The following is a 23,036-nucleotide window of genomic DNA, read 5'->3' as shown; positions in this document are numbered from 1 at the left end:
CCTGACATGAGAACCCGGCGACGCACGCCGAGCTCCCCCATGATCATCGCGCGAACGCCGCTGGCTTGCGGCGTTCGCGCGGGTATTGCCTCACGCCTGGGCCTTGAAGGCAGCCAGCACGGCATCGCCCATCACGGAGGTGGAGACCTTGCGGGTCCCGGCGTAGGCGATATCGGCAGTGCGCAGCCCTTCATCCAGCACCACGCCGACCGCCTTCTCGATGCGCTCGGCCCAGGCGGATTCATTGAGCGAGTAGCGCAGCATCATGGCCACCGACAGGATGGTCGCCAGCGGGTTGGCGATGCCCTGGCCCGCAATGTCCGGCGCGCTGCCGTGGCATGGTTCGTACATGCCCTGACCACCCGCATTCAGCGAGGCGGACGGCAGCATGCCGATGGAGCCGGTCAACATCGCGGCTTCATCCGACAGGATATCGCCGAACATGTTGCCGGTGACCACCACGTCGAACTGCTTGGGGGCACGCACCAGCTGCATGGCGGCGTTGTCGACGTACATGTGCGACAGCTCGACATCCGGGTAGTCGGCGGAGATGCGCTCCATCACGTCACGCCACAGCATGGTGACTTCCAACACGTTGGCCTTGTCGACGCTGCACAGCTTCTTGTTGCGCTTCTGCGCCATCTCGAAGGCAGTGCGACCGATGCGCTCGATCTCGGACTCGGAGTAGACGTAGGTGTTGTAGCCGACCTGCTGGCCATCACGCGTCTCGATGCCACGCGGCTGACCGAAGTAGATGCCGCCGGTCAGTTCACGCACGATCATGATGTCCAGCCCGGACACCACTTCCGGCTTGAGGCTGGAGGCCTCGGCCAGCTGCGGGTAGAGAATCGCCGGACGCAGATTGGCGAACAGCTCGAGCTCCTTGCGCAGCCCCAGCAGGCCGCGTTCCGGACGCAGCGAGATGTCCTCGAGCTTGTCCCACTGCGGGCCGCCGACTGCACCGAGCAGGATGGCGTCCGCTGCCTTGGCCGCCTCCAGCGTTTCCGCCGGCAGCGGGTGACCGGCCGCGTCATACCCTGCACCACCGACCTTGCCTTCGCTCAGCGTGATGTCCAGACCTTCGCTGCGGGCGGCTTCAAGGATCTTCACGGCTTCAGCAGTGATTTCCGGGCCAATGCCATCACCGGGCAGAATCAGGATATTGCGGCTCATCTGGAACTCTCCTTGGGCCGGAAGTCTTCCGGCGAGACCGACGGTTCACCGTCGGTGCTGAGACTGGGCTCGCCGCCATTCTGGACGGCGAGCCATGACGAATATGTTGCGATTTCAGGCGCTGATTGGCGCGCGGCTGGCCAGATCAGGCCGTCTTGCCATCGCGGAACAGCCACGGGCGCTCGGTGCGGTGGCACTTCTCGAAGCTGTCGATGGCGTCTTGGTCCTTGAGGGTCAGACCGATATCGTCCAGGCCTTCCATCAGGCAATGCTTGCGGAAGCTGTCGACCTCGAAGGGAATCGACTCACCGGACGGCGTGATGACCGCCTGCGCCTCGAGGTCGATATCCAGACGATACCCTTCCAACGCCTCGGCTTCCTTGAACAGACGGTCCACCGTGTCCTCGTCGAGGGTGATCAACAACAGACCGTTCTTGAACGAGTTGTTGTAGAAGATATCGGCGAAGCTCGGCGCGATGACGACGCGGAAGCCGAAGTCGGTCAGTGCCCAAGGCGCGTGTTCACGCGAGGAGCCGCAACCGAAGTTGCGACGCGCCAGCAATACGCTGGCACCCGCGTAACGCGGCTGGTTGAGCACGAAGTCCGGGTTCAGCGGACGCTTGCTGATGTCCTGACCGATATAGCCCTCATCGAGATAGCGCAGCTCATCGAAGAGGTTCGGCCCGAAGCCGGTACGCTTGATTGACTTCAGAAACTGCTTCGGGATGATCAGATCAGTATCGACGTTGGCGCGATCAAGCGGTGCCACGAGGCCCTGCTGGCGAATGAACTTTTCCATGTCGGGCCTCCTCAGGCGACTTGAGTGTTGTTGGTAGGGATGGGGGCAAAGTCACGAACATCAACGAAGTGACCCGCAATCGCGGCAGCGGCGGCCATGGCCGGGCTGACGAGGTGCGTACGCCCACCGAAGCCCTGACGGCCTTCGAAGTTGCGGTTGGAGGTGGACGCGCAATGCTCGCCACTGCCCAGCTTGTCGGCGTTCATCGCCAGACACATGGAGCAGCCCGGCTCGCGCCATTCAAAGCCCGCGGCGAGGAAGATCTCGTGCAGTCCTTCGGCTTCCGCCTGCGCCTTCACCAGGCCAGAGCCCGGCACGACCATCGCCTGCTTGAGGCTCTTGGCGACCGTGCGGCCTTCGGCCACGCGCGCCGCTTCACGCAAGTCCTCGATGCGTGAGTTGGTGCAGGAACCGATGAACACGCGGTCCAGCTTGATATCGGTTATCTTCTGCTGAGCGCTGAGGCCCATGTACTCGAGCGCACGCGTGATGCCACGCGCTTCGGTGTCATCGCTGGCGGCAGCCGGGTCCGGCACTACGCCATTGACGCTGGTGACCTGCTCCGGGCTGGTGCCCCAGGTGACCTGCGGCGCGATGTCCTCGGCCTTGAGCACCACGACCTTGTCGAATTCGGCGTCCGCATCGGAGACCAGATTGCGCCAGTCGGCGACGGCCGCTTCCCACTGCTGGGCGTTCGGCGCATAGGGACGATCGCGCAGGTAATCGATGGTGATGTCATCGACACCGACCAGACCGACCCGCGCACCGGCTTCGATGGCCATGTTGCAGATGGTCATGCGGCCTTCCATGGAGATGTCCTGGATGGCAGAGCCGCCGAATTCGATGGCGTAGCCGGTACCGCCGGCGGTGCCGATCTCGCCGATGATGGCGAGCACGACATCCTTGGCGGTGACGCCAGTGCCGAGACGCCCATCGACGCGCACCAGCATGTTCTTCATCTTGCGCTGGATCAGGCACTGGGTGGCGAGCACGTGCTCGACCTCGGAGGTGCCGATCCCGTGAGCCAATGCCGCGAAGGCACCGTGGGTCGCGGTGTGGGAATCGCCACATACCACGGTCATGCCCGGCAGGGTCGCGCCCTGCTCCGGCCCGACCACATGCACGATGCCCTGGCGCGCATCATTGATGGTGAACTGCTCGATGTTGAAGCTGTTGCAGTTGTCGTCGAGGGTCTGCACCTGAATGCGTGAAGTCTCGTCCTCGATGCCCGAGATACCGGCAGCACGCTCCTTGAGAGACGTCGGCACGTTATGATCCGGCGTTGCCAGGTTGGCATCCAGACGCCACGGCTTGCGGCCGGCCAGACGCAGCCCTTCGAATGCCTGCGGCGACGTGACTTCGTGCAGCAGGTGACGGTCGATGTAGATGAGTGCAGTACCGTCTTCGCGTTGCTTGACCAGGTGCTGATCCCACAACTTGTCATAAAGGGTCTGGCTAGCCATGTCGTGTCTCCTCGTGGCGCCTTACGGTAAGAGCGCGCTTGCTGCCTCGGGGCTCGTAACGGCCCCTTGATGAGGGTGTGTCGTCCAGTGTTGATGGCGGGGCGGTCGTGCGAGCCCGTGGATAGTGACCACTTGCTTGCAGGCTCCAGCATCGCCGCCGCGTCCTGTGCCATCAAGAGTACTCGGCGACCATGAATAAAAGCAATTCATGTTTTTCATGCTTTGGATTCCCAAAAGGAATAACATTACTCATCAGGTCTTGATCAGGAATTCATCCGCCTGGGACGGCATAGACCGCCCCGCTTGATGCGCCTCTGAATGCCTCTCTGAACGCCGTCATCACAGGATAGCTGGCCCACATGGACACACCCTCTCTGCAGGCCTTCGTCGCCGTCGCCGAAACCACCTCCTTCTCGCTGGCCGCCGAGCAGTTGCACCTCACCCAGCCGGCCGTTTCCAAGCGCATTGCCCAGCTGGAGCAACTGCATGGCGCACGGCTGTTCGATCGCATCGGACGGCGTGTCTCGCTGACGGAGGCCGGCAATATCCTGCTGCCCCGCGCCCGCGCCATCCTGGTGATGCACGATGACACCCGGCGTGCGCTGCGCAATCTGTCCGGCGAGGTAAAAGGCAGCCTGACGATGGCGACCAGCCACCATGTGGGCCTGCACCGGCTGCCGCCACTGCTCAAGGCCTTCACCATGGCCCACCCCGAGGTGCGCATGGACATGCGGTTTCTGGATTCGGAACAGGCCTATCAGGGCGTACTGGATGGGGAGCTGGAACTGGCCGTCGTCACCCTGGCACCGCATCGCGACCCCAATCTGACGGTGGTGCCGGTGTGGCTGGATGAAATGCGCTTCGTGTGCGGACGGGACCACCCGCTGGCCGGCCATAAAGCGTTGCCGCTGGCCGCCCTATCACAGCACGACGCCGTGCTGCCGGGCCACCTGACCTTCACGCGCGGCATCGTCATCGACACCTTCGCGCGTGACGGCCTCTCGGTGGAAGTCTCGATGTCCACCAACTACCTCGAAACCCTCAAGATGATGGTCGCCATCGGCCTGGGCTGGAGCGTACTGCCAGAAAGCATGATCGATGACGAGATCGAGATCCTGCCCATCGACCACCGCCCCATCGAACGCCAGCTCGGCTACCTCTATCACAACAACCGCACACTCTCGAACGCCGCCAGCGCGATGATCGAACTGCTGGAAGGCGCAAGGGACGCGGCATCGAGAAGCCTCTAGCGCGCTCGAAAGCCCCGCCTGGAAATACCGCCAGAACGCACAACGCCAGCCCCGGAGGGCTGGCGTTGTGCGTTCTGACTTACCGCTTGTGGCGCCGCGGATCAACTCTTGTCGCTATCCTTGGCTTTGCCTGACGAACCCTCCGTCTTGCTGGCCGCAGGCTTCGCATCGTCCTTCTTCGCCTCTTCCGCTGCCTGGGCGGCGGCGGCCTTGCTGGCATTGGAGGGACGGCCACGGCGCGGCTTGGGCGCTTGGCTGCTGGTAACACTCTTGGCATCTGCGCCCGTGCTGCCAGTGTCACTCTTGGCGGTAGACCCAGCAGTCTTGGCAGTGCTTCCAGTGCCCGTGCGACCTGTCGAACTGGAGGCTGGCTTGCTGGCCGCAGTGCTCTTGCTGGTGCCAGTCGTCTTGCTCGCAGTGCTCTTGCGCGTCGTCGCTGGCTTCGTGGCGCTGGAGCCGGAGGCCGCGGAAGAAGTGCTGCTGTTCGAGGTGCCGGATTCAGGCGGCTTGCTGTCAGAGGCTGACGTGCTCGCCGTCGTCTTGCTTGCAGTCGTCTTGGCCGCCGTTGACTTGGTGGCTGTGGTCGTCTTGTTGGCAGCCGTCTTGCGCGGCGTGGAAGTCTTTCTGGCCGTGTTGGTCCTGGTCGCTGAGCTACCGGCGCTGCTGGCAGCCGTGCTCTTGGCAGCAGTGCTCCTGGAGGCTGTGCCTTTGGGAGCAGCGCGCTTGCTTGCCGGTGCTGCTGAGTCAGTGGACGCTGATGCGGCCTTGGAAGCGACAGGCTTGGCGGTAGACGACTTGGCAGCAGAGGCACTGCTGGCATCATTGGCGGCCTTGCCGGTGACGGCTTCAGTCATCGCGGTCATGGCTTCTTCCAGCGGCAGCGTCACCTGCTTGAGCGCTTCATTCACGCTCTTCTCGACCGTCTGCTGGACATCACGCACGGCCTTGAGCTGCGCATCCGCCACGCTGGTGATCTCTTCCGGCACGCTCTGCCCCAGCACTTCGGGAATGGTCTGGCGCGCATAACGCCCCGGCGCCGCTTCGATCACGTCGAGCTTGCCCTCACCCGGCGTGCGTGCAGCGACTTCCGGTTCCGGCTCCACGAAGCCATTGCCGGTCATCCACGCCTGCCAGTCATTCCACCAGGAGCCTTCGTGCAGCTCGGTACCTGCGAGCCACTCATCCGGTGTTGCCGGCAGGCTGTCATTGGTGGCGTAGCCGTACTTGTTCTTGTGCGGCGGATTGACGATGCCCGCGATATGACCGGAGCCACCGAGCACGAAGCGCTTGATGGAGGCCTTGGGCAGCTGGGTGCCGTTGTAAGTGGTCTGCCACTTGGCGATGTGGTCTTCGCGCGCGGAGACCCAGTAACTCGGTGTCTCGATCTGCGAGAGATCGATCGGCACGCCGTCCAGCTCGATGCCGCCGGGCTGTACCAGGCGGTTTTCCAGATACATGTGACGCAGATACCAGGCATGGGTCCCGGCCGGCAGGTTGGTGCCGTCGGTGTTCCAGTACAGCAGGTCGAACGCGGTCGGCGCCTCGCCCTTGAGATAGTTGGAGACGTAGAACGACCAGAACAGGTCATTCTCGCGCAGCAGATTGAAGGAGAACGCCATCACGCGGCCATCCAGGTAGCCGTCCTGCGCCATCTGCTTCTCGAGCCCCTGCAGCACCGGCTCGTTGAGGAAGACACCGATCTCACCGGGATCGGAGAAGTCCTGCAACGTCGCCATGTAGCTGACCGAGCGCACACGGTCGGACTGCTTCTCGGCCGCCAGATAGGCCATGGTGCTGGCCGTCAGCGTGCCGCCGATGCAGTAGGACAGGATGTTGACCTGCTTCTCGCCGGTAGCCTGCTCGATGGCATCCATCGCGGCCAGCGGCCCCATCTGCATGTAATCGGCCCAGGTGAGATCACTCTGCTCGGGCCCCGGGTTGCGCCAGGAGATCAGGAACACGGTGTGGCCCTGCTCCACCAGCCAGCGCATCATCGAATTGTCCTGACGCAGATCGAGAATGTAGTACTTGTTGATCCACGGCGGCACGACCAGCAACGGCGTGCTGAAGGCCTTCTCGGTGGCCGGACGATACTGGATCAGCTGGATCAGCTCGTTCTCGAAGACCACGTCACCCGGCGTGACAGCGATGTTATCGCCGAGACGGAAGGCTTCGGTGTCGGTCATCGCGACATTGATGCCTTCGGCGGAATTGGCCAGGTCATCACGCAGTCGCTTCAGACCGTCGAGCAGGTTCTGTCCGCCGGTCTCGCGGGTCACGCGCTGCACTTCCGGGTTGGTGGACGCGAAGTTGGAGGGCGAGAAGGCGCTGACGTACTGGCGCGCGTAGAACTCGAGATTGCGCTTCTGGCTCTCCGGCAGGCCTTGAATGCCGGCCAGCATGTCGTCCACGGCGCGCGAGAACAGCAGGTATTGCTGCACGAGGAAGTGGTAATAGGGCTCGCTCTGCCAGGCCTCATCGCGGAAGCGGCGATCAGAGCGCGCAGGCGTGATCACCGGCTCGACGCTCTCGCCATTCAGCTCGCGCAACGTGCTCTGCAACAGGGCCATCTGGTCCTGGAAGAGGCGCGTCTGGGTCGACATCAACAGCTGCGGGTCGCGTGCCAGGGCCTCGGCCCCTGCCTGGAAGCATCGACCCATCTCGTCATAGATGGTGGAAGCGGCAGCGCTGGGCCATAGGCGCTCCAGCATGTCACTCATCAAGGCTTGATACTGGGCACTGGCCTGCTGCATCACGCTGGCCCACTCCGTGCCTTCAGCACCGTCGGGGAACAGATTGGCAAAGGCCTGAGAGAATGTCTGCGAGAACGCCTGCTGCTGGGCTGAGTCCATATCGCCCTTCCTCCTTGTCATTGACCATCACGTCATTGGCTATCGAAGCTTGGCTGCCGAACGTCGTCGGCGGCACGATTTCATCGAATCGAATCCTTCCTGACCACTGAGCAGTGCCATGCCATCCCTCGTGGGACGGGCGCCTTCACTGGCGACGGACACTGCTTTCCAGACTGTTTTGAAGACCGTTTCACGGCAGTTTTCAAGCCCGCTCACGGCTGTATTCAAGCTCGCTCACGGCTGTTTTCAGTTCCGTTCATGACTGATTTCAGGGCGCTGCAGGTGAGCATGCCAAGGCAAGCGCAGTGTGCTGTCAGCGGTAATGCCCTGTCAGCTACGATGGCCTGCCACCTGCAGGTCTGCTTTCCATCGGATTCGCGCGCGGCAAATACGAGAGCAAAACAGACTGTGCGCCAGCGTACTCATCTCCAGCATGCGCCTTCCAGCACGGCAGGGGCAATGCCTGAAAACGGCAAAAAAAAGGCTGGCGCAAGCGCCAGCCTTTTCGAGGTATACCTTAGCTCTTGGCGCGGCTTGTCGCGGTAGCCGGCTTGTTGCTGGCAGAGGAGGATGCCTTGTCCTCTGCTGCTGAAGCGGCTTTCTCTGTGGCAGCGGACGCCTTGTCGGTGGCTTCCTTGCCAGCGTCAGAGTAGGCCTGTTCGAGCTGGGCGCGCATTTCGTTGCCCATCTCGGCCAGCTTCAGGGAATCATCCATCATCTGCTGAGACAGCTCGGTCGCTACTTCCAGCTGGCGGTTGCTGAACTCGCTGAACTCTTCCATACCCTTGATTTCAGTGGCAGCACGCGCACGCTCGAGACCAGTCTCGGTATAGCGCTTGGCAGCGTCCATCTGATAATCGGCAATCTTGCCCATATGGTCGAGCATCAGAGTGTTGAGCTTGCGCATCGGCTGGTAGAAGCTGCGGGCTTGCTCGGCAAAGGCGTTGAACATCTGATCCTGCTGCATGACGGTTCCTCCCATGGATTCCGTACCGGGACAGCGCGCAGAAGTCTCTGCGCCACCTGTGGAGCACAGCGATATGCTGCACTGCACAAAGCCTAGTCTGCTCCTCAGGTGGTTGCAATCCCATGACAGAAAACTGTCAAACGACATTCTCTGTCATGAGATTGGCCGTGCTTGACCCACTCCCCTGTCAGCCAAGCGCGTTCTTCGCGCCTGCCAGTCGTCAACTGCGCTTGGCGCGTGAGCGCGCACTGGCCGGTTTCGCATCCTCCGCCCGGTTGGCGCTCTGCTCTGCCTTCTGATCCGCGCCGTGATCACTACTGCGCCCTGAACTCCTGCGCGCGGCAGACTCCGTCTTGTCAGACTCCTTGCCTTCCGCACCTCCCTGACCGAACTGCTGCAGGGTATCCAGCATCATCTTCTGATACTGATTGAAGGCGGCCATGCCCTGGGCCATGCTCTCGCCCATGTCGCCGGACATGCCGCCCGCTGCGCCCTGTCCGGCATTGCCAGCGCCAGACGCGCCACCCATCATCCCCTCGGCCATGCCCGGCGGCATGAACTTGGCAAACGGCGTGCCCGCGCCCGGCGCCGTCAGCGGCTTGAGCAGACTCATGGGGTCATAGCCTTCAACACCCGCCTCCATCTGGCGACGAAAGCGCTCCATCAATTCCTGTTGGAAGGCTTCCACGTCCGGCAGGCCCATCGCCTGGCGAAATTCCTGCGGCGTGAGGTCGAATTCGACATTGATCTTCATGGCAGATTCCTTGTGTTGTCTGCCCGCACACGGCGTGGTGCGCGAGTCTGCTGGCATGCATGCCATTCGAGTCTAGCAGCGAGAATGACACGGGGCAGCCCGCTACTTACGCCTTTTCTTATTTACTTTGTGCAAGCCAGCCCACAACGCAAGACGCCCCAGCCACGAAGGATGCTGGGCATCACTCCACGGCTGGGGCGTGTCTTTTTACAAATTCAGCGGCTTGGCAGCGTCAAAAGTTCAGCCGCGCCGCATGCGGCTTACACCTCGCGCAGCACCGGCGTATCGACCTTGACGTCAGCGTTCTGACCACGATGGCGCAGCAGGTGATCCATCAGCGTCAGAGCGACCATCGCCTCGGCGATCGGTGTGGCACGAATGCCGACACACGGATCATGACGGCCGGTGGTGATCACCTCGACCGCCTCGCCGTTGACGTCGATGCTGCGGCCCGGCAGCCGCAGGCTGGAGGTCGGCTTGAGTGCGATGCTGGCACGAATGGTCTGGCCGCTGGTGATGCCGCCCAGAATGCCGCCGGCATGATTGGAGAGGAAGCCTTCCGGCGTCATCTCGTCACGGTGCTCGGTGCCCTTCTGGCTGACCACGGCAAAACCGTCACCGATCTCGACGCCCTTGACGGCATTGATGCTCATCAGGCCATGCGCGAGTTCGGCATCGATGCGATCGAAGATCGGCTCGCCCAGGCCGACCGGCACGCCAGTCGCCTCGACGGTGACCTTGGCGCCCACGGAATCGCCTTCCTTGCGCAGGGCATCCATGTACTGCTCCAGCTCCTCGAGGCGTTCGGCATCGCCACAGAAGAACGGGTTGGTGTCGACCAGCGACCAGTCCTTGACCTCAAGCTCGATGGGGCCGAGCTGGGACAGGTAGCCACGCACCTGCACGCCCAGGCCCGCCAGATACTTCTTGGCGATGGCCCCGGCGGCGACGCGCATCGCGGTCTCGCGGGCCGAACTGCGGCCGCCGCCACGGTAGTCACGCTCACCATACTTGTGGTGGTAGGTGTAGTCGGCGTGAGCCGGGCGGAACTGGTCCTTGATCTTGCCGTAGTCCTTGGAACGCTGATCGGTGTTCTCGATCATCAGACCGATGGCCGTGCCGGTGGTGCGGCCCTCGAACACGCCCGAAAGAATGCGCACCTGGTCCGGCTCGCGACGCTGGGTAGTGTGGCGCGAAGTGCCGGGACGGCGGCGGTCCAGATCGATCTGCAGATCCGCTTCGCTGATCTCGATACCCGGCGGGCAACCATCGATGATGGCGCCCAGTGCCGGGCCATGGCTTTCGCCGAAGGTGGTGACGGTGAACAGCTTGCCGAAGGTATTTCCGGACATTCAGGGGGTCCTCAGGCGATGCCGCCGGTCATGGCCGACGGCGTTCTGATAATAGTTGTCGTAAGCGTTGCAGAGCCTGGCGGCCTGCGCCCGTGCTTCTGTCGAATCTTGCCAGCTCAGGCGAATCCCGCCGTAACAGGCGCCCGCCAGCTCAAGCGAATTCAGGCGCGCAGACTTCCAGCGTCTGGGCATCGATGGCGAAGACGCCATTGCCGCCGCGTTCGAACTCCAGCCACATGAAAGGCACTTCCGGGAAGGCTTCCATCAGGTGACGCTCGGAGTTGCCGACCTCGACGATCAAGACGCCGTCGTCGGTCAGGTAGTCACGCGCCTCGCGCAGGATACGGCGCACGATATCCAGGCCATCATCCCCGGCGCCCAGCGCCAGCGCCGGCTCATGGCCGAATTCCTGCGGCATGTTGGAAAGATCGAAGGTATCCACGTAGGGCGGATTGGAGACGATGAGGTCATAGCGCTTGCCCGCCACGCCCGCGAACAGGTCCGACTGCACGGCGATGACACGCCCTGCCACGTCGTGGCGTTCGATGTTGCGTCGCGCGACTTCCAGCGCATCGCTGCTGATATCGACCAGGTCGACCTCGGCGGTCGGCATCACCAGCGCGGTGGCGATACCGATGCAGCCGGAACCGGTGCACATGTCCAGCACGCGGGTCGGCGGCAGTTCCGGGAACCAGGCCGAGAAGCCGCTCTCGATCAGCTCGGCGATTGGCGAGCGCGGAATCAGCACGCGCTCATCGACATCGAAAGGCACGCCGGTGAAGAAGGCTTCGCCCAGCAGATACGGCAGCGGCTTGCGAGTGGTGATGCGCTCACGCACCAATGCCACGATGCGCGCACGCTCCATGGTCAGAAGGCGCGCGTCGATCACGGCGGGGTCCGTGTCCCACGGCAGATGCAGCGCACCCAGCACCAGCGCCACCGCTTCGTCCCAGGCAGAGTCAGTGCCATGGGCGAAGTGCAGGCGATGCGCGTGGAACTCGCTGGTCGCCCAGCGGATCAGGTCGCGCAGGGTCACCAGCTCCTCGACGAGACGGGAGTCCGGCTCACTGAGGCTGGAAGGATGGCGCAGGTCGGACGCGGAAGATGTGGACACGATGATTCCTGTAAGCGGACAGATGGACAACGAGCGCCACCAGTCGTGAGGAAGCGGGGCGTCTCGCGCAGGCATTGTAGCGTTCACGAGGCGTGGCGGCGACCCTTGGCATGCCTTGCTGGTGTGCCTGTCGCTTTTGTCTTCGCAAGCGACAACCGTTTGTCTTCGACAGTGACAATCGCGTGTCTTCGACAGCGACAACAGCCGCGCTATACTGCGCGACTTGCCATTTTATTGCCCGCGGAGCCCGGCCATGCCACCCAACCACGACGACAGCTCGGATACCGGCGACGACTTCAACGCCTTCCGTGCCGCCCTCAAGCAGGCCGGCGTACGCAAGATCACCACCAACCGCGCCGATCCCGGTCGCAAGCCCGTCGACAAGGAAGAGCAGGCGCGTCTGGCGGCGCGCCGCGCGGCCGCCAGTGAAGCCTCGACCGACTCGCTCGGCACGCCATCGCGCACCACCGATGGCCAGGTCGAGCCGGTCACGCCCAGCCAGCTGCTCGACTTCGCGGTGCCCGATCTCCCCTACCGCCAGCGTCAGCGTCTCAAGCGCGGCGAGATCGCCTGGGAAGCGGGTCTCGACCTGCACGGCTATACGCTGGAGCAGGCTCGCATCGAGCTTGAGTCCTTCATCGACGATGCCATTGCCCGTCGCTCACGCTGCGTGCTGGTGGTGCATGGCAAGGCATGGACCGGCATGGCCGATCACCCCATCATCAAGAGCCACGTCAATGCCTGGCTGCGCCAATGGCCTGACGTGCTGGCCTTCACCTCGTCACTGGAGCTGGATGGCGGCAGCGGCGCAGTCTATGTCCTGCTGCGCAGCAAGGGCCGTGACCCGCTGCTCGACTGAGCGAATCCCGCGCTCGCCACACCGCCGAGAACTTGATGATCAGAGCACCTGACAATAGCCGAGCACTTGAATAGTGAGCATCTGAATAGCCGAGTACTTGAATAACGGAGTGCTTGAATAGCCGAGCACTTGAGCAGCAGAGGCAGGGCTCATGCCGAGCCTGCCGCCATAACGACAAGGGAACACCCTGATGACACCCAACGCTGAACAGCCAACTCGCCTCTCTTCACGCCGCGCTCTTTCCGCTGTCATTCTCGGCGGCGCGACCGCCGCCGGTCTGTCACTGGCCTTCGCCATGCCGGCCGCCGCCAGCGATGCACTGTCCGACAGTACGCTTTCGCGCGTGCAACAAGACCAGGTGCTGAAAGTCTGCACCACCGGTGACTACGCGCCCTTCAGCCACCGTGAAGACAATGGCGACTTCGAAGGCATCGACATCGACATGGCCGCCTCACTGGCCAGGAGCCTGGGCGCCACGGTACAGACCGTGCCGACCAGCTGGCCGACGCTGATGGAAGACTTCACCTCCGGCAAGTGCGACATCGCCATGTCCGGTATCTCGGTCAAGCTGGACCGTCAGGCGCAGGCCTACTTCAGCCAGCCTTACCAGACCGGTGGCAAGACGCCCATCGTGCGCTGCGAGGATGTCGACAAGTACCAGACCGTCGCGCAGATCAATCAGCCCAGCGTGCGCATCACCGTCAACCCGGGCGGCACCAACGAGCGCTTCGCCAATGAATTCCTGAGCGATGCCACTCGCGTCGCGCACGACGACAACCGCACCATCTTCAACAACATCATCGAAGACCGTGCCGATGTGATGGTCACCGACGCCATCGAGACGCAGCTGCAGGCCAGCCGTCATCCGGAGCTGTGCAGCGTGCACCCGGACTCGCCGTTCACCTTCTCCCAGAAGGGCTATCTGCTGCCGCTGGGTGACAACATCTGGAAGGCCTACGTCGATCAGTGGCTGACCCAGATGCAGGGTACCGGTGAGCAGGCCGCCATCTTCGACAAGTGGATCAACGGCTGAGACGACATTTCGCTCAGGCTCCGTCACACGCACTGCAACGAAGAGCGCTGTATTGAAGAGCGTCGTGTTGAAGAGCACTGCAACGAAGAGCACTGCAACGAAAAGCCCCCGCCGATTGGCGGGGGCTTTTCGTCAAAGGACAACTCAAAAAAGGCTAGCCATCGCTGCCCTTCTCGTAGCGATCCAGCGCTTCGGCGGCCAGGTGCCGCCCCAGCTTGATCAGGCCCGCGGCGCGGTGGAATTCATAGGCGCCACATACCGTCTTGGGAATCTCGACCAGGATATCCGGCGGATAGCCGGCGATCTTGTACTTGGCCAGCGTCGCCTGGGTGATATCGAAGGAGCGCATCATCATGTCCAGCTTGCCCCAGGCAAGCTCCGGCGCGTTTTCATCGACCCGTTCAGGCTCGACGTCGTTCGCAGGCGACGACTGCTTGCCTTGGGTCACGGCACCAGCCTCTGCCTGCGGCTCTGCCAACGCTTCCGTGCCCGGCACTGGCTCGGCATCGCTGCTCTTGAGTGCCTCGAACTTCAAGCGCGAGGCATCGCCCGGTGGCAGCGGGACACCGCCGACCGGACTGGCAAACGCCATGCCTTGCTGGTCCTCCAGCGCCTGCTCCTTCTCGGCAGAGAAGATGCGCTCGGCACCGCGACGCACTCCCCGCAGCCAGTCGCTGAAACCACCGCCGCGCGCTTCCAGGGCAGCTTCGCGCGCCTCTTCCTCGGCGGCATCGGCCGGTGGCAGCATCTGTTCCAACGTCTGGTTACGCGGCGAATGCGCCGTAGCATTGACCGCCAGCACCAGGTCAACGTGGGCGGCGACCAGCGGCGTGATCGGCAAGGGATTCATCAGGCCGCCATCCACCAGCACCTTGCGGTCGCGTTGCACCGGCGTGATCACCCCGGGCACCGCGATGGAGGCCCGGATCGCCTCGAGCAGATTGCCGCTCTGGAACCAGACCTCCTTCTGGGCGATCAGGTCGGTGGCGACGGTGGTGACCGGAATCGGCAGATCCTCGATACGCGTATCACCGATCAGGGCTTCCAGCTCTTCCATGATGCGGCGCGCGCGGATGGCGCCCATCGGGCTCCAGGTGACATCCACCAGCCGCAGCACGTCGAAATAATCCAGCTCACAGACCCAGTCACGATAGGCATCCAGCTTGCCGGCGGCATGGATGCCCCCGACCAGTGCGCCCATCGAGCAGCCCGAAATGGCGCGGATGTCGTAACCGCGCGCCAGCACTTCCTCGATGACGCCGATATGGGCATAGCCTCGAGCCCCGCCACTCCCCAGTGCCAGGGCGATGGTCTTGCGCTTGGCCATGGCATGTCTCCCGCTGCAGATGATGATAGATGAACGGATACGGCACAGGGTGCATCACTCATTGCGAGCTGACCCACTCGACGATGGCATCGGCGACCGCCGCCACATGCGGTGGCTCCAGATGCAGGTGGTGGCCACCCGGCAAGACGCGACGTTCCAGCCGCTTCACGGCATCACGCGCCTGCTGTGCTTCGTGCCTTATGGTCAGAATACCCCGCTCGCCCTCGATCAGCAGTACCGGCTGGGTCAACGCCGCCAATAACGCCAGCACCTGCTCCGGGGTGTAGCGCATCAATGAAGGCCGCAGCAAGCGACGGTCACTTCTCAGTCGCAGGCCACCGTCTTCCAGCACCTCGAGATTGCGCTCGACGATCGGCCGCGCCGTATCGGCATCAATGGGCGTGACACCTCCCGCAACCCGCGCCGCCACGGCGTCCTCGACATGACGATAATGGGCACGTCGCGTAGCGGCGCGTCTGGCCGGCTGCGCATGGCGTGCCAGCAATCCGCGGCGCAGCTGGTCGACCACCTCCGAGGCTGGCGTGGCAAGTGCGCCGATGCCATCGATCAGCACCAGGCGCGCGATATATTCCGGCAGCGCCGCAGCCACCTGCCCCGACACCGCTGCCCCCAGCGAGTGCGCCATCACCGTGACCGGCGCACGCGGCAGCCCCTCGTCATACAGGCCTTCCAGCGCCTCGATCACATCGTGGCAGTAATCCCACACCGCATAATCACCGTGCTCGCCCAGCGGACTCGAGCGCCCGTGACCGACCATGTCGATGGCGATGAGACGAATGCCGAGCCGCTCACACAACAACGGCGCCAGGCGGCTGAAGCTGGCGGCATTGTCGAGCCAGCCATGCAGCGCCAGCCACGTCGGTGCCTGCTCGGCGTGCTCGGCAGGCGCCCACTCCAGGGCCGCCAGCTCTCCGCCCGTACGACGTGGGAAGCGACGCTCACGCAACGTAACGTTGGCGCTCAGGGGAGCTGCAGCGATGTCCCGAACGGTGTGATCAATGCTCATGATTGCCTCTCGGCCAGCAGACCTGGCGGAAGTATATTCGGCGGCGCGAGGTCCGCGATGGCCGCCAGCAGCGCGGCGCGCGTCTCTTGTGGGTGTTCAAAGGGATACATATGTCCTCCCCGGACATGCTCCACCGTCAGCCCGGCGCGGCGCAGGCGTGCCTGACGCGCCGGCGTGAGCAGATCAGACTGGGCGCCGGCCAGAATCCTGACCGGCACCGCCAGTTTCGCCGGTGAGCCTGACAGGTGATCGCTGAGGTGACGGAAGATCTCGACCTCATGACGGGTATCGAAGCTCAACGACAGGCTGCCATCCGCGTGACGATGGGTGGCGTTGTCGATGTAGTCGTCCAGCGCCTCTGGCGTGAAGTTGGCGAACAGCGAGCGACGGCGCAGGTAATCCTGCATGGCCTGACGGGAATCCCAGCGTGCGCGACGCCCACGGGTACGGCCCGCCGGCGTGACACGATCAATGAAGCCGAAGCGTTTGGCGACCTTCATGCCCAGCGCATCGCGGCCCAGCATCAACGGCGGATCGAGCAGCACGAGGCAGTGGAAGCGCTCCGGCTGCTTGAGCGCCGCCATGTAATTGACGATGCCTCCCAGCGAATGGCCGACCCCGATCACCTTGCGCCCGGTGCCGCCCGCCGCGGGCAACGGCCCCAGCGCGGCATCCAGACACGCCAGCCACTCATCACGCAGCGAGATCAGATTGTTGCCGACCGGGTAGGCAGGGTCGTGCGCCAGTCGGTCCACCGGCAGCAGATTGAAGTGCTCGGCCAGCGGCGCCAGCAGGCTCTTGTAGCAGGCACCGGTAAAGCCATTGGCATGCGCGAAGGCCAGTACCGGACGCTCGGTGTCCGCATTCAAGCTGGCCGGGTCAGTGCCGTCCTGTTCGGACAAGGTCTTTTCGCACATGGAAGGTTCGGACAAGGCACGTTCGGACAAGTGCTGCCCGGGCCGGGGTTGCCGTGAGGTGGCATTCATCGCAAGGTCTCCTTACCACGGGCCGCCGTCCCTGACGCGCCCAGACAAACGGTTGTTTAAATATAGTCAACAGCATGCCAGCCCCGCCCCATGGGCGCTACTCCTCCCTTTGGCCCATGGAGCACCTCACTCCTCCTCCATGGCTGCCGGCACCAGCGCACCGACGGTTTCCGTGCTCGGCTCAGCGGCTTCCGCCTCAGGCAGCGCCAAGGCACGACTGACCGCCAGTGCCGCCTGAATCGCGACAGCCGTGAGCTCAATGGGTTCGTCTTGCAACGCCCTCGCGCCCAGTGCCAGCAGATGATCACGCAGCGCGCCATTGACCTGTATCTCGACGGCATTCAAGCGCGCGACCAGTTCAGGTGGCCACCCCTTGCCGGAGAGCGTCAGTCGCGCCCAGGGCTTGCTGCCGGCCGCGATGGCCAGCACCAGCTGGGTGCGATCACTGAGCTGCTCATGCTGACGGTAATAGAGCGAGGGGCGCGACCAGTTGAGGGTCAGCGTCACGGCGGGCTGCCAGCCGTCTGCCTGGGCTGCGCCGCTTTCAGGCGTGGAGGCGCGGGGGCGCAGGTCATTCTGCGTCAGTGGCGACAGCGCAGCGAGAATCTCATGGGCAGCGTCGCTGTCAGGTGCCAGGCCTCGCACCAGCGGCGCTTGCCGTGTTGACGCGCCTCGGACAGAAGACGAAAGCGTAGACGCCGCCAGCGAGATATCCAGGCGACTCAGCGGTTTGTACACCGCGGCGTCACTGCGCAGCTCGGTGACATCCAGCACCTCACTGGGCGCCATGCCGCCGCGCCAATCCGGCAACCCGATATCGCGCGTCAACTCCCAGACCGGCGCGCCATCCGCCCCATTCATGGTGGGGGAGCCTTTGACTTTCGCGTCCGAGGGCGATGGCACCCATCGCACGTAGCGCCCCGCCAACTCAGCACTGCCCGCGCTGTTCACCTGCGTTGCCGCCGCAGGTCTGGCGCCCAGTTGCAGACTCACCTGAGCGCCGTTGCCCTTCACGCTCAGCAGCGGCGACTGCGCGCTGAAGCCCAGCGCTTCAAGTGCCTTGTCCGTGGCCGGCTTGCGCGTGCGCAGTTGTGCTTCGCCCAGCTGACTCACCAGCGCCTCCACCTTGCTCTGGCGGGCAGGCCAGCCAGCCAATGAGGTGATCTGCCAGTCGCCTGCGGGCCCACGCGCCAGGCTCAACCAGTCCTGGCTGGCATCTGTGCCACGCCGAATGCCGATACGCTGCGCCGAGGCGGCCACCTGCGCCAGCAGCGGCAAGGGCTGCAAGACGCCTGACTGGCCCGCGGCGACTGTCGTCAGCGACTCGCTCAGCAGCGCATCACGTTGCCACTGGGCAGGGGCTGCTCCGCCCGTGGCGACGCCTGAGCGCAGCGATTCCAGCAGTGACGGCCCTGCGGTGAGCGCCGTCACCGCGGCCACGGAGACCAACGCCGTCAGTGCCCATCCCGCCCGATTGAAGCGCCCCATCAATCACCTCCCGACTGGGTAGTATCGCTCGGCGTCGCCTTGCCTGAAGCTGCCTTGCCTGAAGCTGCCTTGCCTGCGGCTGACTTGCTAGAGCCTGTCGGCACGTTTGTGACGGCGTCACTCGCAAAGCGGGCGCTGTGCTGTCCATTGCGCTGTGCATTGCGCTGTTCATTTCGTTCTGCGCTGCGCTTCCCGCTGGGTTGCCCGTGGCCCGACAGACGCCCTGTCGACTGATAGCCCGCGCGACGGCTGGCGCGATAGCGGCGCCAGCAGATCAGCTCGCCGAGCAGGCTCAACGCCACCGGCAAGGCCAGCAGCGTCCACAGGCGCAGCTCGCGGCGCAGGGCATCACGCTCGGCATTCGCCTCACGCTGCTGACGTGACAACGCGTCCTCGAAGTCATTCTGCATCGCCGCCAGGGCGTCGCTTTGCTGCGCGGCTTCGGCCTTGCCAGATACCGGCGTCGCGCCGAGCGCACTCAGACGCGTCTGCCAGTCATTGCGCAGCCGGGTCTCCTCGGCGGCCTGACGATCGGCCAGTTGATGCAGGCGCGTCAGCTCGCGCACCTGATGGGCACGCGCACGCAGGGCGACCAGCTCGGGGCTGCCTGCCAGCAGATCCACGGCATTTTCCAGCCAGCGCGCATTGGCATTGAGGGCCTGCTCGCTGCCATCCGCTGCCGTGCGTCGCCACAGACGGTCACTGGCCATATCGACATCGCTGACCACCAGCAACTGGCCACTCTTGGCGCCCGCTGCCGGCCATTGCGCCAGCACGGCCAGCCCACCGGCCGGCGGCGTTTCCCCTGCCAGTCCCGACAGCGGACGCGGGTCCATGCGGCTGGCGTGGACACGTGCCGCCGGAATCAGGCGCGCCTCATCACTGGCACGAATCAGCCACTGCAACGGCGCTTCCTGCGCTCCCGGGCCTTTCGATGATGCGTCTGCTACATCAGACAGCGGCGCCAACCAGCCCGCGCTGGACATCACCAATTGCTCGACATTGAGGTTGAGCGCGGCGTCCGACAGCTGCGCAGCGCTTAACCCGAGCAGTGTCGGGCTCAGCGCACGGGTGCCGTCCAGCAAGCCGATCGGCAAGGCCAGCTGTGCATCCGCCACCACCTCGCCCGCGCGTGATTCAAGCCCGGCGCGCGCCAGCAAGGCCTCGAGCGCCTCGGAAGCCGGCGCCGGCTGGTCGAGCATTTCGGGCAGCGGGTCCACCAGCATCAACACCCGGCCGCCACGCTCGAGATAGGCCGTGATGGCCTCCAGCGTCTTGACCGGCAACAGCCGCGGCGCAATCACCAGCAACGCATCCTGATCGGCGATCGGGCGCGCGGCATCATCACCGGCCGACAGCCAGTCGATGCGCAGGCGTGCATTGAGATGCTCCATCAGGCCCCAGCTGCCCAGCGCTCTGCCCTGCTCCAGACTGGGTTGGCCCATCACCGGCAAACGCGAGACGACACCCAGGCGCGGTGGCTCGGTGCGCGAGACTTCCTGGATCTGGCGTGTCACCTGCGCCTCCAGCCCGCCGATATCCGCCGCCTTGAGCAGCGGGATGGCGCGGCGTTCGGCATAGGGGCCATCCACCACCAGCCCGAACAGCATCTCTTCGCCGCCCGGCAATGACAGTGCGGTCAGGCCCTGCGCTTCGAGATCCGCGAAGTCGGCACTGTCCGGTGCAGGGTCGACACGCTTGAGGCGTATCTGCGGTTCACGCGCGAAGGCGGCCAGACGCGTCTCGATCCGTGTCGCCAGCTCACGCAGCTGCGGCAGATCGGCGGCGAAACGTTCGCTGTAGGCGAAGGTCAGCGTCACCGGTGCCTCGAGGCCACCGAGCACCGCGCGGCTGGCAGGGCTCAGGCTGTGCTGACGCGTGGCGGTCAGATCATGCGCGCGGGTGAGCGGGTTGTGGCCGTCGGCGCTCAGCAATGGCGGCAGGCGCACGCCGGCCAGCAATAGCGCGGTGACCGCAGCCGCCAGTGCCGCCGTGACCAGCCACTGTGGCGCCTGCTTGCGTGCATGGCGTTCCTGACTGAGGCCGCGCGCCTGCAGCACCAGCCCGGCCAGGGTCAGCAGCAGGAAGTAGCTGGCATCGAGCCAGGTCGGCCGGCCTTCACTGAAAGGCGTCAGATGCGCCGGCAAGCTGATCAGATCGAGCAACTGCACCCAGTGCGGTGCCAGATGCTGAGCCAGCTGGCTCGTCACCGCGGGTGTGCCCGGCAGCATCAGCGCCAGGCCCAGCACCAGCGCCCCGAGCCACGCCGACAGCGCAGAAGGCGCGCGCACCGCCAGCGCCTGACCGAGACTGGCCAGCGCCATCACCAGCAGCGCCATGCCCAGATAGCCGCTGAGCATCAGGCCGAGATCCGGCGTGCCGAGCCAATGGACCAACACCACCAGCGGCGCCGTCATCGCAAGCCCCAGCCATCCCAGCACGCTGGCACTGATCAGGCGTGCGCTGGCCAGCCGCCACGACCCCAGCCCGAGGCCGGACAGCCATTCGAGCAGGCCGTTGGCGCGCTCTTCCGGCCAGCCACGCAGGGCCAGCAGTGGCGTCCACAGCACCAGCAGCCAGGGCAACACCTGCCAAAGCGAGCCAAGATCGGCGCGATCACGTGCCAGCAGATCGCCCACCTCGAAGGCCCCCAGCGGCGCCAGCACCGCCATCACCACCAGCAGCGACCAGCTGGCGCCCTGTGTCAGTGCCTGATGCAGGTCACGGCGGACCAGCGCGAGAACGGCCCTCATGACGACACCTCCTGATCTGCGCGCGGTGCCTGCCTGCGCATCGGCAGCGGCGAGGGCTGCTCCGCCATGCGCGTCACCAGCTGGCGGAACGCGACCTCGATATCGCCCCGTTCATGGACACATTCATCGAGGCGGATTTCCATATAGCTGCACCAGCGTGCCAGCGCGGGGCGCGGGTCCTGATGGAGACGCCCGGCCAGGCGCAGCACGGCACCGGTCGAGATCACCAGCGGCGACTTGTCACGCGCCATGGCATCGCCGGGCTTGACGGGCGTGATGGCCGCCACGCCCGGCAGACGCGAGACACTGGCCAGTTCGCGCTCGCTCAAGGCCCGACTCAACGTCACTCGCCATACAGGCAGACTGGAACTCGCGCCATACCCCGCGCCGTAGCGCGAACGACTGCCCCCCAGGATGCCTTCGCTGACGGAGGTCGCGGCCAGCGCCTCCGGCGTGTCATCGAAGCCCAGCTGACCATTGGCCATGACCAGCACGCGATCACAGATGCGAGGCACTTCCTCCAGCAGGTGGGTGGAGACGATGATCAGACGCTCGCGACCCAGCTCACGAATGAAGGCGCGCACGCTGTCCTTCTGCAGCGGGTCCAGCCCATCGGTGGGCTCATCGAGCAGCAGAATGTCCGGATCATGGGTCAACGCCATCGCCAGCGCCACGCGACGCCGATAGCCTTTGGATAACACGGCGCACAATTGATTGGCGAAAGGCGTGATATCCAGGCGATCCATCAATGCCGAAAGGCGATCATTGCGTACCTTGCGCGACAACCCATGCAGACCCGCCACGCACTCGAGACTCTCGCGCACCGTCAGCTGCGGCCACAGGGGTGCGCCCTCCGGCAGATAGCCGATGCGACGCTTGAGGCGGTTGAGCTGGCGCTGACTGGCGCGACCATCGAAGGATTCGCCTTCCAGCTCCAGCTGGCCCTGGGTGGCGGCGAGCGTGCCCGCCAGCATGCGCAGGCTGGTGGTCTTGCCGGCGCCATTGGGCCCCAGCAGACCGATGACCTCACCACGCGAGGCCGTGAAGGTCAGCCCGGTGACGGCCTGTTGCTGACCGAATTGACGCCCGAGCCCGCGACTGACCAACAACGCCGGGGAAGCGGACGGATCGTCAGACGCGCGCTCGGGGGTTGCCGCAGATCGAGCTGCCGCAGAGCGAGTCGCGGCAGAGGATGACGCAGAGGTCGTGTATGGGTCCTGCAAGATACCCGCTCCTTGTACTTTTCTTGATAGGGGCAATGCGTAGCCGGGACTGATGGTTCCGGCAGGTGATCATGAGGCCGGAAGATGACCGTGGCACCGGCAGATAACCGTGACAGATGACAATGCAGCGCACAGGGTAAGCGGACAGCCAGCGCTCGCCAAGCAGGAGGACACGCACAGTCGCCACTCGCGCGGTTATGGCGGCTATTCCACCCTTTGCCGGCCCTCAAGGCCTATCGCGGCGCCGGTCTTCTCGACCACCATCCCCCCCCCTGGTTGGCGGCATGCGGTCAACAGAACCTGACATTGGTGCTGTCACCAGAGCTGCACGACTATCCCTAAGTCTAAGGAAAGCCTGATATGCTGGACGGATGACAGTCACGCGCTGTTGGCAGAAGGTCTTGCTGGCCGGCCGTGTGGCTGCCAGAGCCTTCACTCGCTGAGCCAACATTTCACCTTGCTGGACAGGACCCCTCGATGCCCAAGCATGACAAGCAGTCCGCTACTTCCTCGCCGTCTTCCAGGCCGCGCCGCGATACCCGCCTGCGCAACGGGCTGTTCTGGGCCTTGCTGGCAGCGGCCTTGATCACGGGCTTCTGGCTAGCCTGAGCCAGGC

17 protein-coding genes and 1 pseudogene are annotated in these 23,036 nt (G+C 64.5%); 4 read left to right on the top strand and 14 right to left on the bottom strand.

Annotated elements, in window-relative coordinates:
- Positions 1–90: 90 nt before the first annotated feature.
- From leuB to leuC, 3 genes are all read right to left on the bottom strand, one after another.
- Positions 91–1,173 carry a 3-isopropylmalate dehydrogenase gene (gene leuB, locus MKZ40_RS06315; RefSeq protein WP_175088105.1) on the bottom strand — a complete coding sequence of 361 codons (1,083 nt, stop codon included), beginning with the start codon at positions 1,171–1,173 and terminating at the stop codon, positions 91–93.
- A gap of 145 nt (positions 1,174–1,318) precedes the next feature.
- Positions 1,319–1,972 (bottom strand): 3-isopropylmalate dehydratase small subunit, encoded by a 654-nt coding sequence (gene leuD / locus MKZ40_RS06310; RefSeq protein WP_175088106.1) that lies wholly within the window; start codon positions 1,970–1,972, stop codon positions 1,319–1,321.
- 11 nt (positions 1,973–1,983) lie between these two features.
- Positions 1,984–3,435: a 3-isopropylmalate dehydratase large subunit gene (leuC, locus tag MKZ40_RS06305; protein WP_175088107.1), complete on the bottom strand. Its 1,452-nt coding sequence runs from the start codon at positions 3,433–3,435 to the stop codon at positions 1,984–1,986.
- 359 nt (positions 3,436–3,794) lie between these two features.
- Between leuC and MKZ40_RS06300 the strand changes: the two genes are divergently transcribed.
- Positions 3,795–4,685 (top strand): LysR family transcriptional regulator, encoded by an 891-nt coding sequence (locus MKZ40_RS06300; RefSeq protein ID WP_175088108.1) that lies wholly within the window; start codon positions 3,795–3,797, stop codon positions 4,683–4,685.
- 989 nt (positions 4,686–5,674) lie between these two features.
- Here the strand turns inward: MKZ40_RS06300 and phaC are convergent.
- The 5 genes and pseudogenes from phaC to prmB form a co-directional block, all read right to left on the bottom strand.
- A pseudogene (phaC, locus tag MKZ40_RS06295) lies at positions 5,675–7,438 on the bottom strand (class I poly(R)-hydroxyalkanoic acid synthase); the annotation flags it as partial.
- 616 nt (positions 7,439–8,054) lie between these two features.
- Positions 8,055–8,504, bottom strand: a complete 450-nt coding sequence (locus tag MKZ40_RS06290; protein ID WP_175088110.1) for a phasin family protein — start codon at positions 8,502–8,504, stop codon at positions 8,055–8,057.
- Positions 8,505–8,724: 220 nt separating this feature from the next.
- Positions 8,725–9,258: a hypothetical protein gene (locus tag MKZ40_RS06285; protein ID WP_175088079.1), complete on the bottom strand. Its 534-nt coding sequence runs from the start codon at positions 9,256–9,258 to the stop codon at positions 8,725–8,727.
- A gap of 260 nt (positions 9,259–9,518) precedes the next feature.
- On the bottom strand, positions 9,519–10,610 hold the full coding sequence (gene aroC, locus MKZ40_RS06280; protein WP_175088111.1) for a chorismate synthase: 1,092 nt from the start codon (positions 10,608–10,610) through the stop codon (positions 9,519–9,521).
- Between the two features lie 151 nt (positions 10,611–10,761).
- Positions 10,762–11,724 carry a 50S ribosomal protein L3 N(5)-glutamine methyltransferase gene (gene prmB / locus MKZ40_RS06275; RefSeq protein WP_107335261.1) on the bottom strand — a complete coding sequence of 321 codons (963 nt, stop codon included), beginning with the start codon at positions 11,722–11,724 and terminating at the stop codon, positions 10,762–10,764.
- Between the two features lie 253 nt (positions 11,725–11,977).
- Between prmB and MKZ40_RS06270 the strand changes: the two genes are divergently transcribed.
- Together MKZ40_RS06270 and MKZ40_RS06265 are read left to right on the top strand one after the other, a co-directional pair.
- A complete protein-coding gene (locus MKZ40_RS06270) occupies positions 11,978–12,583 on the top strand; it encodes a Smr/MutS family protein (protein WP_175088113.1) in 606 nt (201 codons plus the stop codon).
- 190 nt (positions 12,584–12,773) lie between these two features.
- Positions 12,774–13,616, top strand: coding sequence for a transporter substrate-binding domain-containing protein (locus MKZ40_RS06265; protein WP_175088114.1), 843 nt, complete (start codon positions 12,774–12,776; stop codon positions 13,614–13,616).
- Positions 13,617–13,770: 154 nt separating this feature from the next.
- Here the strand turns inward: MKZ40_RS06265 and MKZ40_RS06260 are convergent, their stop codons facing one another.
- The 6 genes from MKZ40_RS06260 to MKZ40_RS06235 form a co-directional block, all read right to left on the bottom strand.
- Positions 13,771–14,943, bottom strand: a complete 1,173-nt coding sequence (locus MKZ40_RS06260) for a patatin-like phospholipase family protein (protein ID WP_175088115.1) — start codon at positions 14,941–14,943, stop codon at positions 13,771–13,773.
- A gap of 58 nt (positions 14,944–15,001) precedes the next feature.
- A complete protein-coding gene (locus MKZ40_RS06255; RefSeq protein WP_175088116.1) occupies positions 15,002–15,970 on the bottom strand; it encodes an alpha/beta fold hydrolase in 969 nt (322 codons plus the stop codon).
- Entirely contained in the window at positions 15,967–16,887 is a 921-nt protein-coding gene (locus MKZ40_RS06250; RefSeq protein WP_175088117.1) for an alpha/beta hydrolase, read from the bottom strand. The genes MKZ40_RS06255 and MKZ40_RS06250 overlap by 4 nt, the downstream gene beginning before the upstream one ends.
- 195 nt (positions 16,888–17,082) lie before the next feature.
- The gene (locus MKZ40_RS06245) at positions 17,083–18,444 is read right to left on the bottom strand and encodes a DUF4340 domain-containing protein (RefSeq protein WP_175088118.1); all 1,362 of its coding nucleotides are present in this window, start codon (positions 18,442–18,444) and stop codon (positions 17,083–17,085) included.
- Positions 18,444–21,197 carry a GldG family protein gene (locus MKZ40_RS06240; protein WP_175088119.1) on the bottom strand — a complete coding sequence of 918 codons (2,754 nt, stop codon included), beginning with the start codon at positions 21,195–21,197 and terminating at the stop codon, positions 18,444–18,446. The genes MKZ40_RS06245 and MKZ40_RS06240 overlap by 1 nt, the downstream gene beginning before the upstream one ends.
- Positions 21,194–22,420, bottom strand: a complete 1,227-nt coding sequence (locus MKZ40_RS06235; protein ID WP_175088120.1) for an ABC transporter ATP-binding protein — start codon at positions 22,418–22,420, stop codon at positions 21,194–21,196. The genes MKZ40_RS06240 and MKZ40_RS06235 overlap by 4 nt, the downstream gene beginning before the upstream one ends.
- Positions 22,421–22,897: 477 nt before the next feature.
- Here MKZ40_RS06235 and MKZ40_RS06230 point away from each other — a divergent pair, with 477 nt between their 5' ends.
- On the top strand, positions 22,898–23,029 hold the full coding sequence (locus MKZ40_RS06230; RefSeq protein WP_263643036.1) for a hypothetical protein: 132 nt from the start codon (positions 22,898–22,900) through the stop codon (positions 23,027–23,029).
- Positions 23,030–23,036 lie beyond the last annotated feature (7 nt).

It is taken from the genome of Cobetia sp. BMC6 (genome assembly GCF_029991385.1).
Taxonomy (GTDB): Bacteria; Pseudomonadota; Gammaproteobacteria; order Pseudomonadales; family Halomonadaceae; genus Cobetia.
Note: the sequence above shows the minus strand (reverse complement) of the source record. Positions and strands in the feature narration are given on the sequence as shown.

Excerpts from the sequence above, each read along its gene's own strand:
- MKZ40_RS06250 (WP_175088117.1), bottom strand. The coding sequence starts at position 16,887 with ATGTGCGAAAAGACCTTGTCCGAACAGGACGGCACTGACCCGGCCAGC.
- MKZ40_RS06300 (WP_175088108.1), top strand. The coding sequence starts at position 3,795 with ATGGACACACCCTCTCTGCAGGCCTTCGTCGCCGTCGCCGAAACCACC.
- MKZ40_RS06245 (WP_175088118.1), bottom strand. The coding sequence starts at position 18,444 with ATGGGGCGCTTCAATCGGGCGGGATGGGCACTGACGGCGTTGGTCTCC.
- MKZ40_RS06265 (WP_175088114.1), top strand. The coding sequence starts at position 12,774 with ATGACACCCAACGCTGAACAGCCAACTCGCCTCTCTTCACGCCGCGCT.
- leuD (WP_175088106.1), bottom strand. The coding sequence starts at position 1,972 with ATGGAAAAGTTCATTCGCCAGCAGGGCCTCGTGGCACCGCTTGATCGC.
- MKZ40_RS06270 (WP_175088113.1), top strand. The coding sequence starts at position 11,978 with ATGCCACCCAACCACGACGACAGCTCGGATACCGGCGACGACTTCAAC.
- leuC (WP_175088107.1), bottom strand. The coding sequence starts at position 3,435 with ATGGCTAGCCAGACCCTTTATGACAAGTTGTGGGATCAGCACCTGGTC.
- MKZ40_RS06285 (WP_175088079.1), bottom strand. The coding sequence starts at position 9,258 with ATGAAGATCAATGTCGAATTCGACCTCACGCCGCAGGAATTTCGCCAG.
- leuB (WP_175088105.1), bottom strand. The coding sequence starts at position 1,173 with ATGAGCCGCAATATCCTGATTCTGCCCGGTGATGGCATTGGCCCGGAA.
- MKZ40_RS06230 (WP_263643036.1), top strand. The coding sequence starts at position 22,898 with ATGCCCAAGCATGACAAGCAGTCCGCTACTTCCTCGCCGTCTTCCAGG.
- MKZ40_RS06260 (WP_175088115.1), bottom strand. The coding sequence starts at position 14,943 with ATGGCCAAGCGCAAGACCATCGCCCTGGCACTGGGGAGTGGCGGGGCT.
- aroC (WP_175088111.1), bottom strand. The coding sequence starts at position 10,610 with ATGTCCGGAAATACCTTCGGCAAGCTGTTCACCGTCACCACCTTCGGC.
- MKZ40_RS06290 (WP_175088110.1), bottom strand. The coding sequence starts at position 8,504 with ATGCAGCAGGATCAGATGTTCAACGCCTTTGCCGAGCAAGCCCGCAGC.
- MKZ40_RS06240 (WP_175088119.1), bottom strand. The coding sequence starts at position 21,197 with ATGAGGGCCGTTCTCGCGCTGGTCCGCCGTGACCTGCATCAGGCACTG.
- MKZ40_RS06255 (WP_175088116.1), bottom strand. The coding sequence starts at position 15,970 with ATGAGCATTGATCACACCGTTCGGGACATCGCTGCAGCTCCCCTGAGC.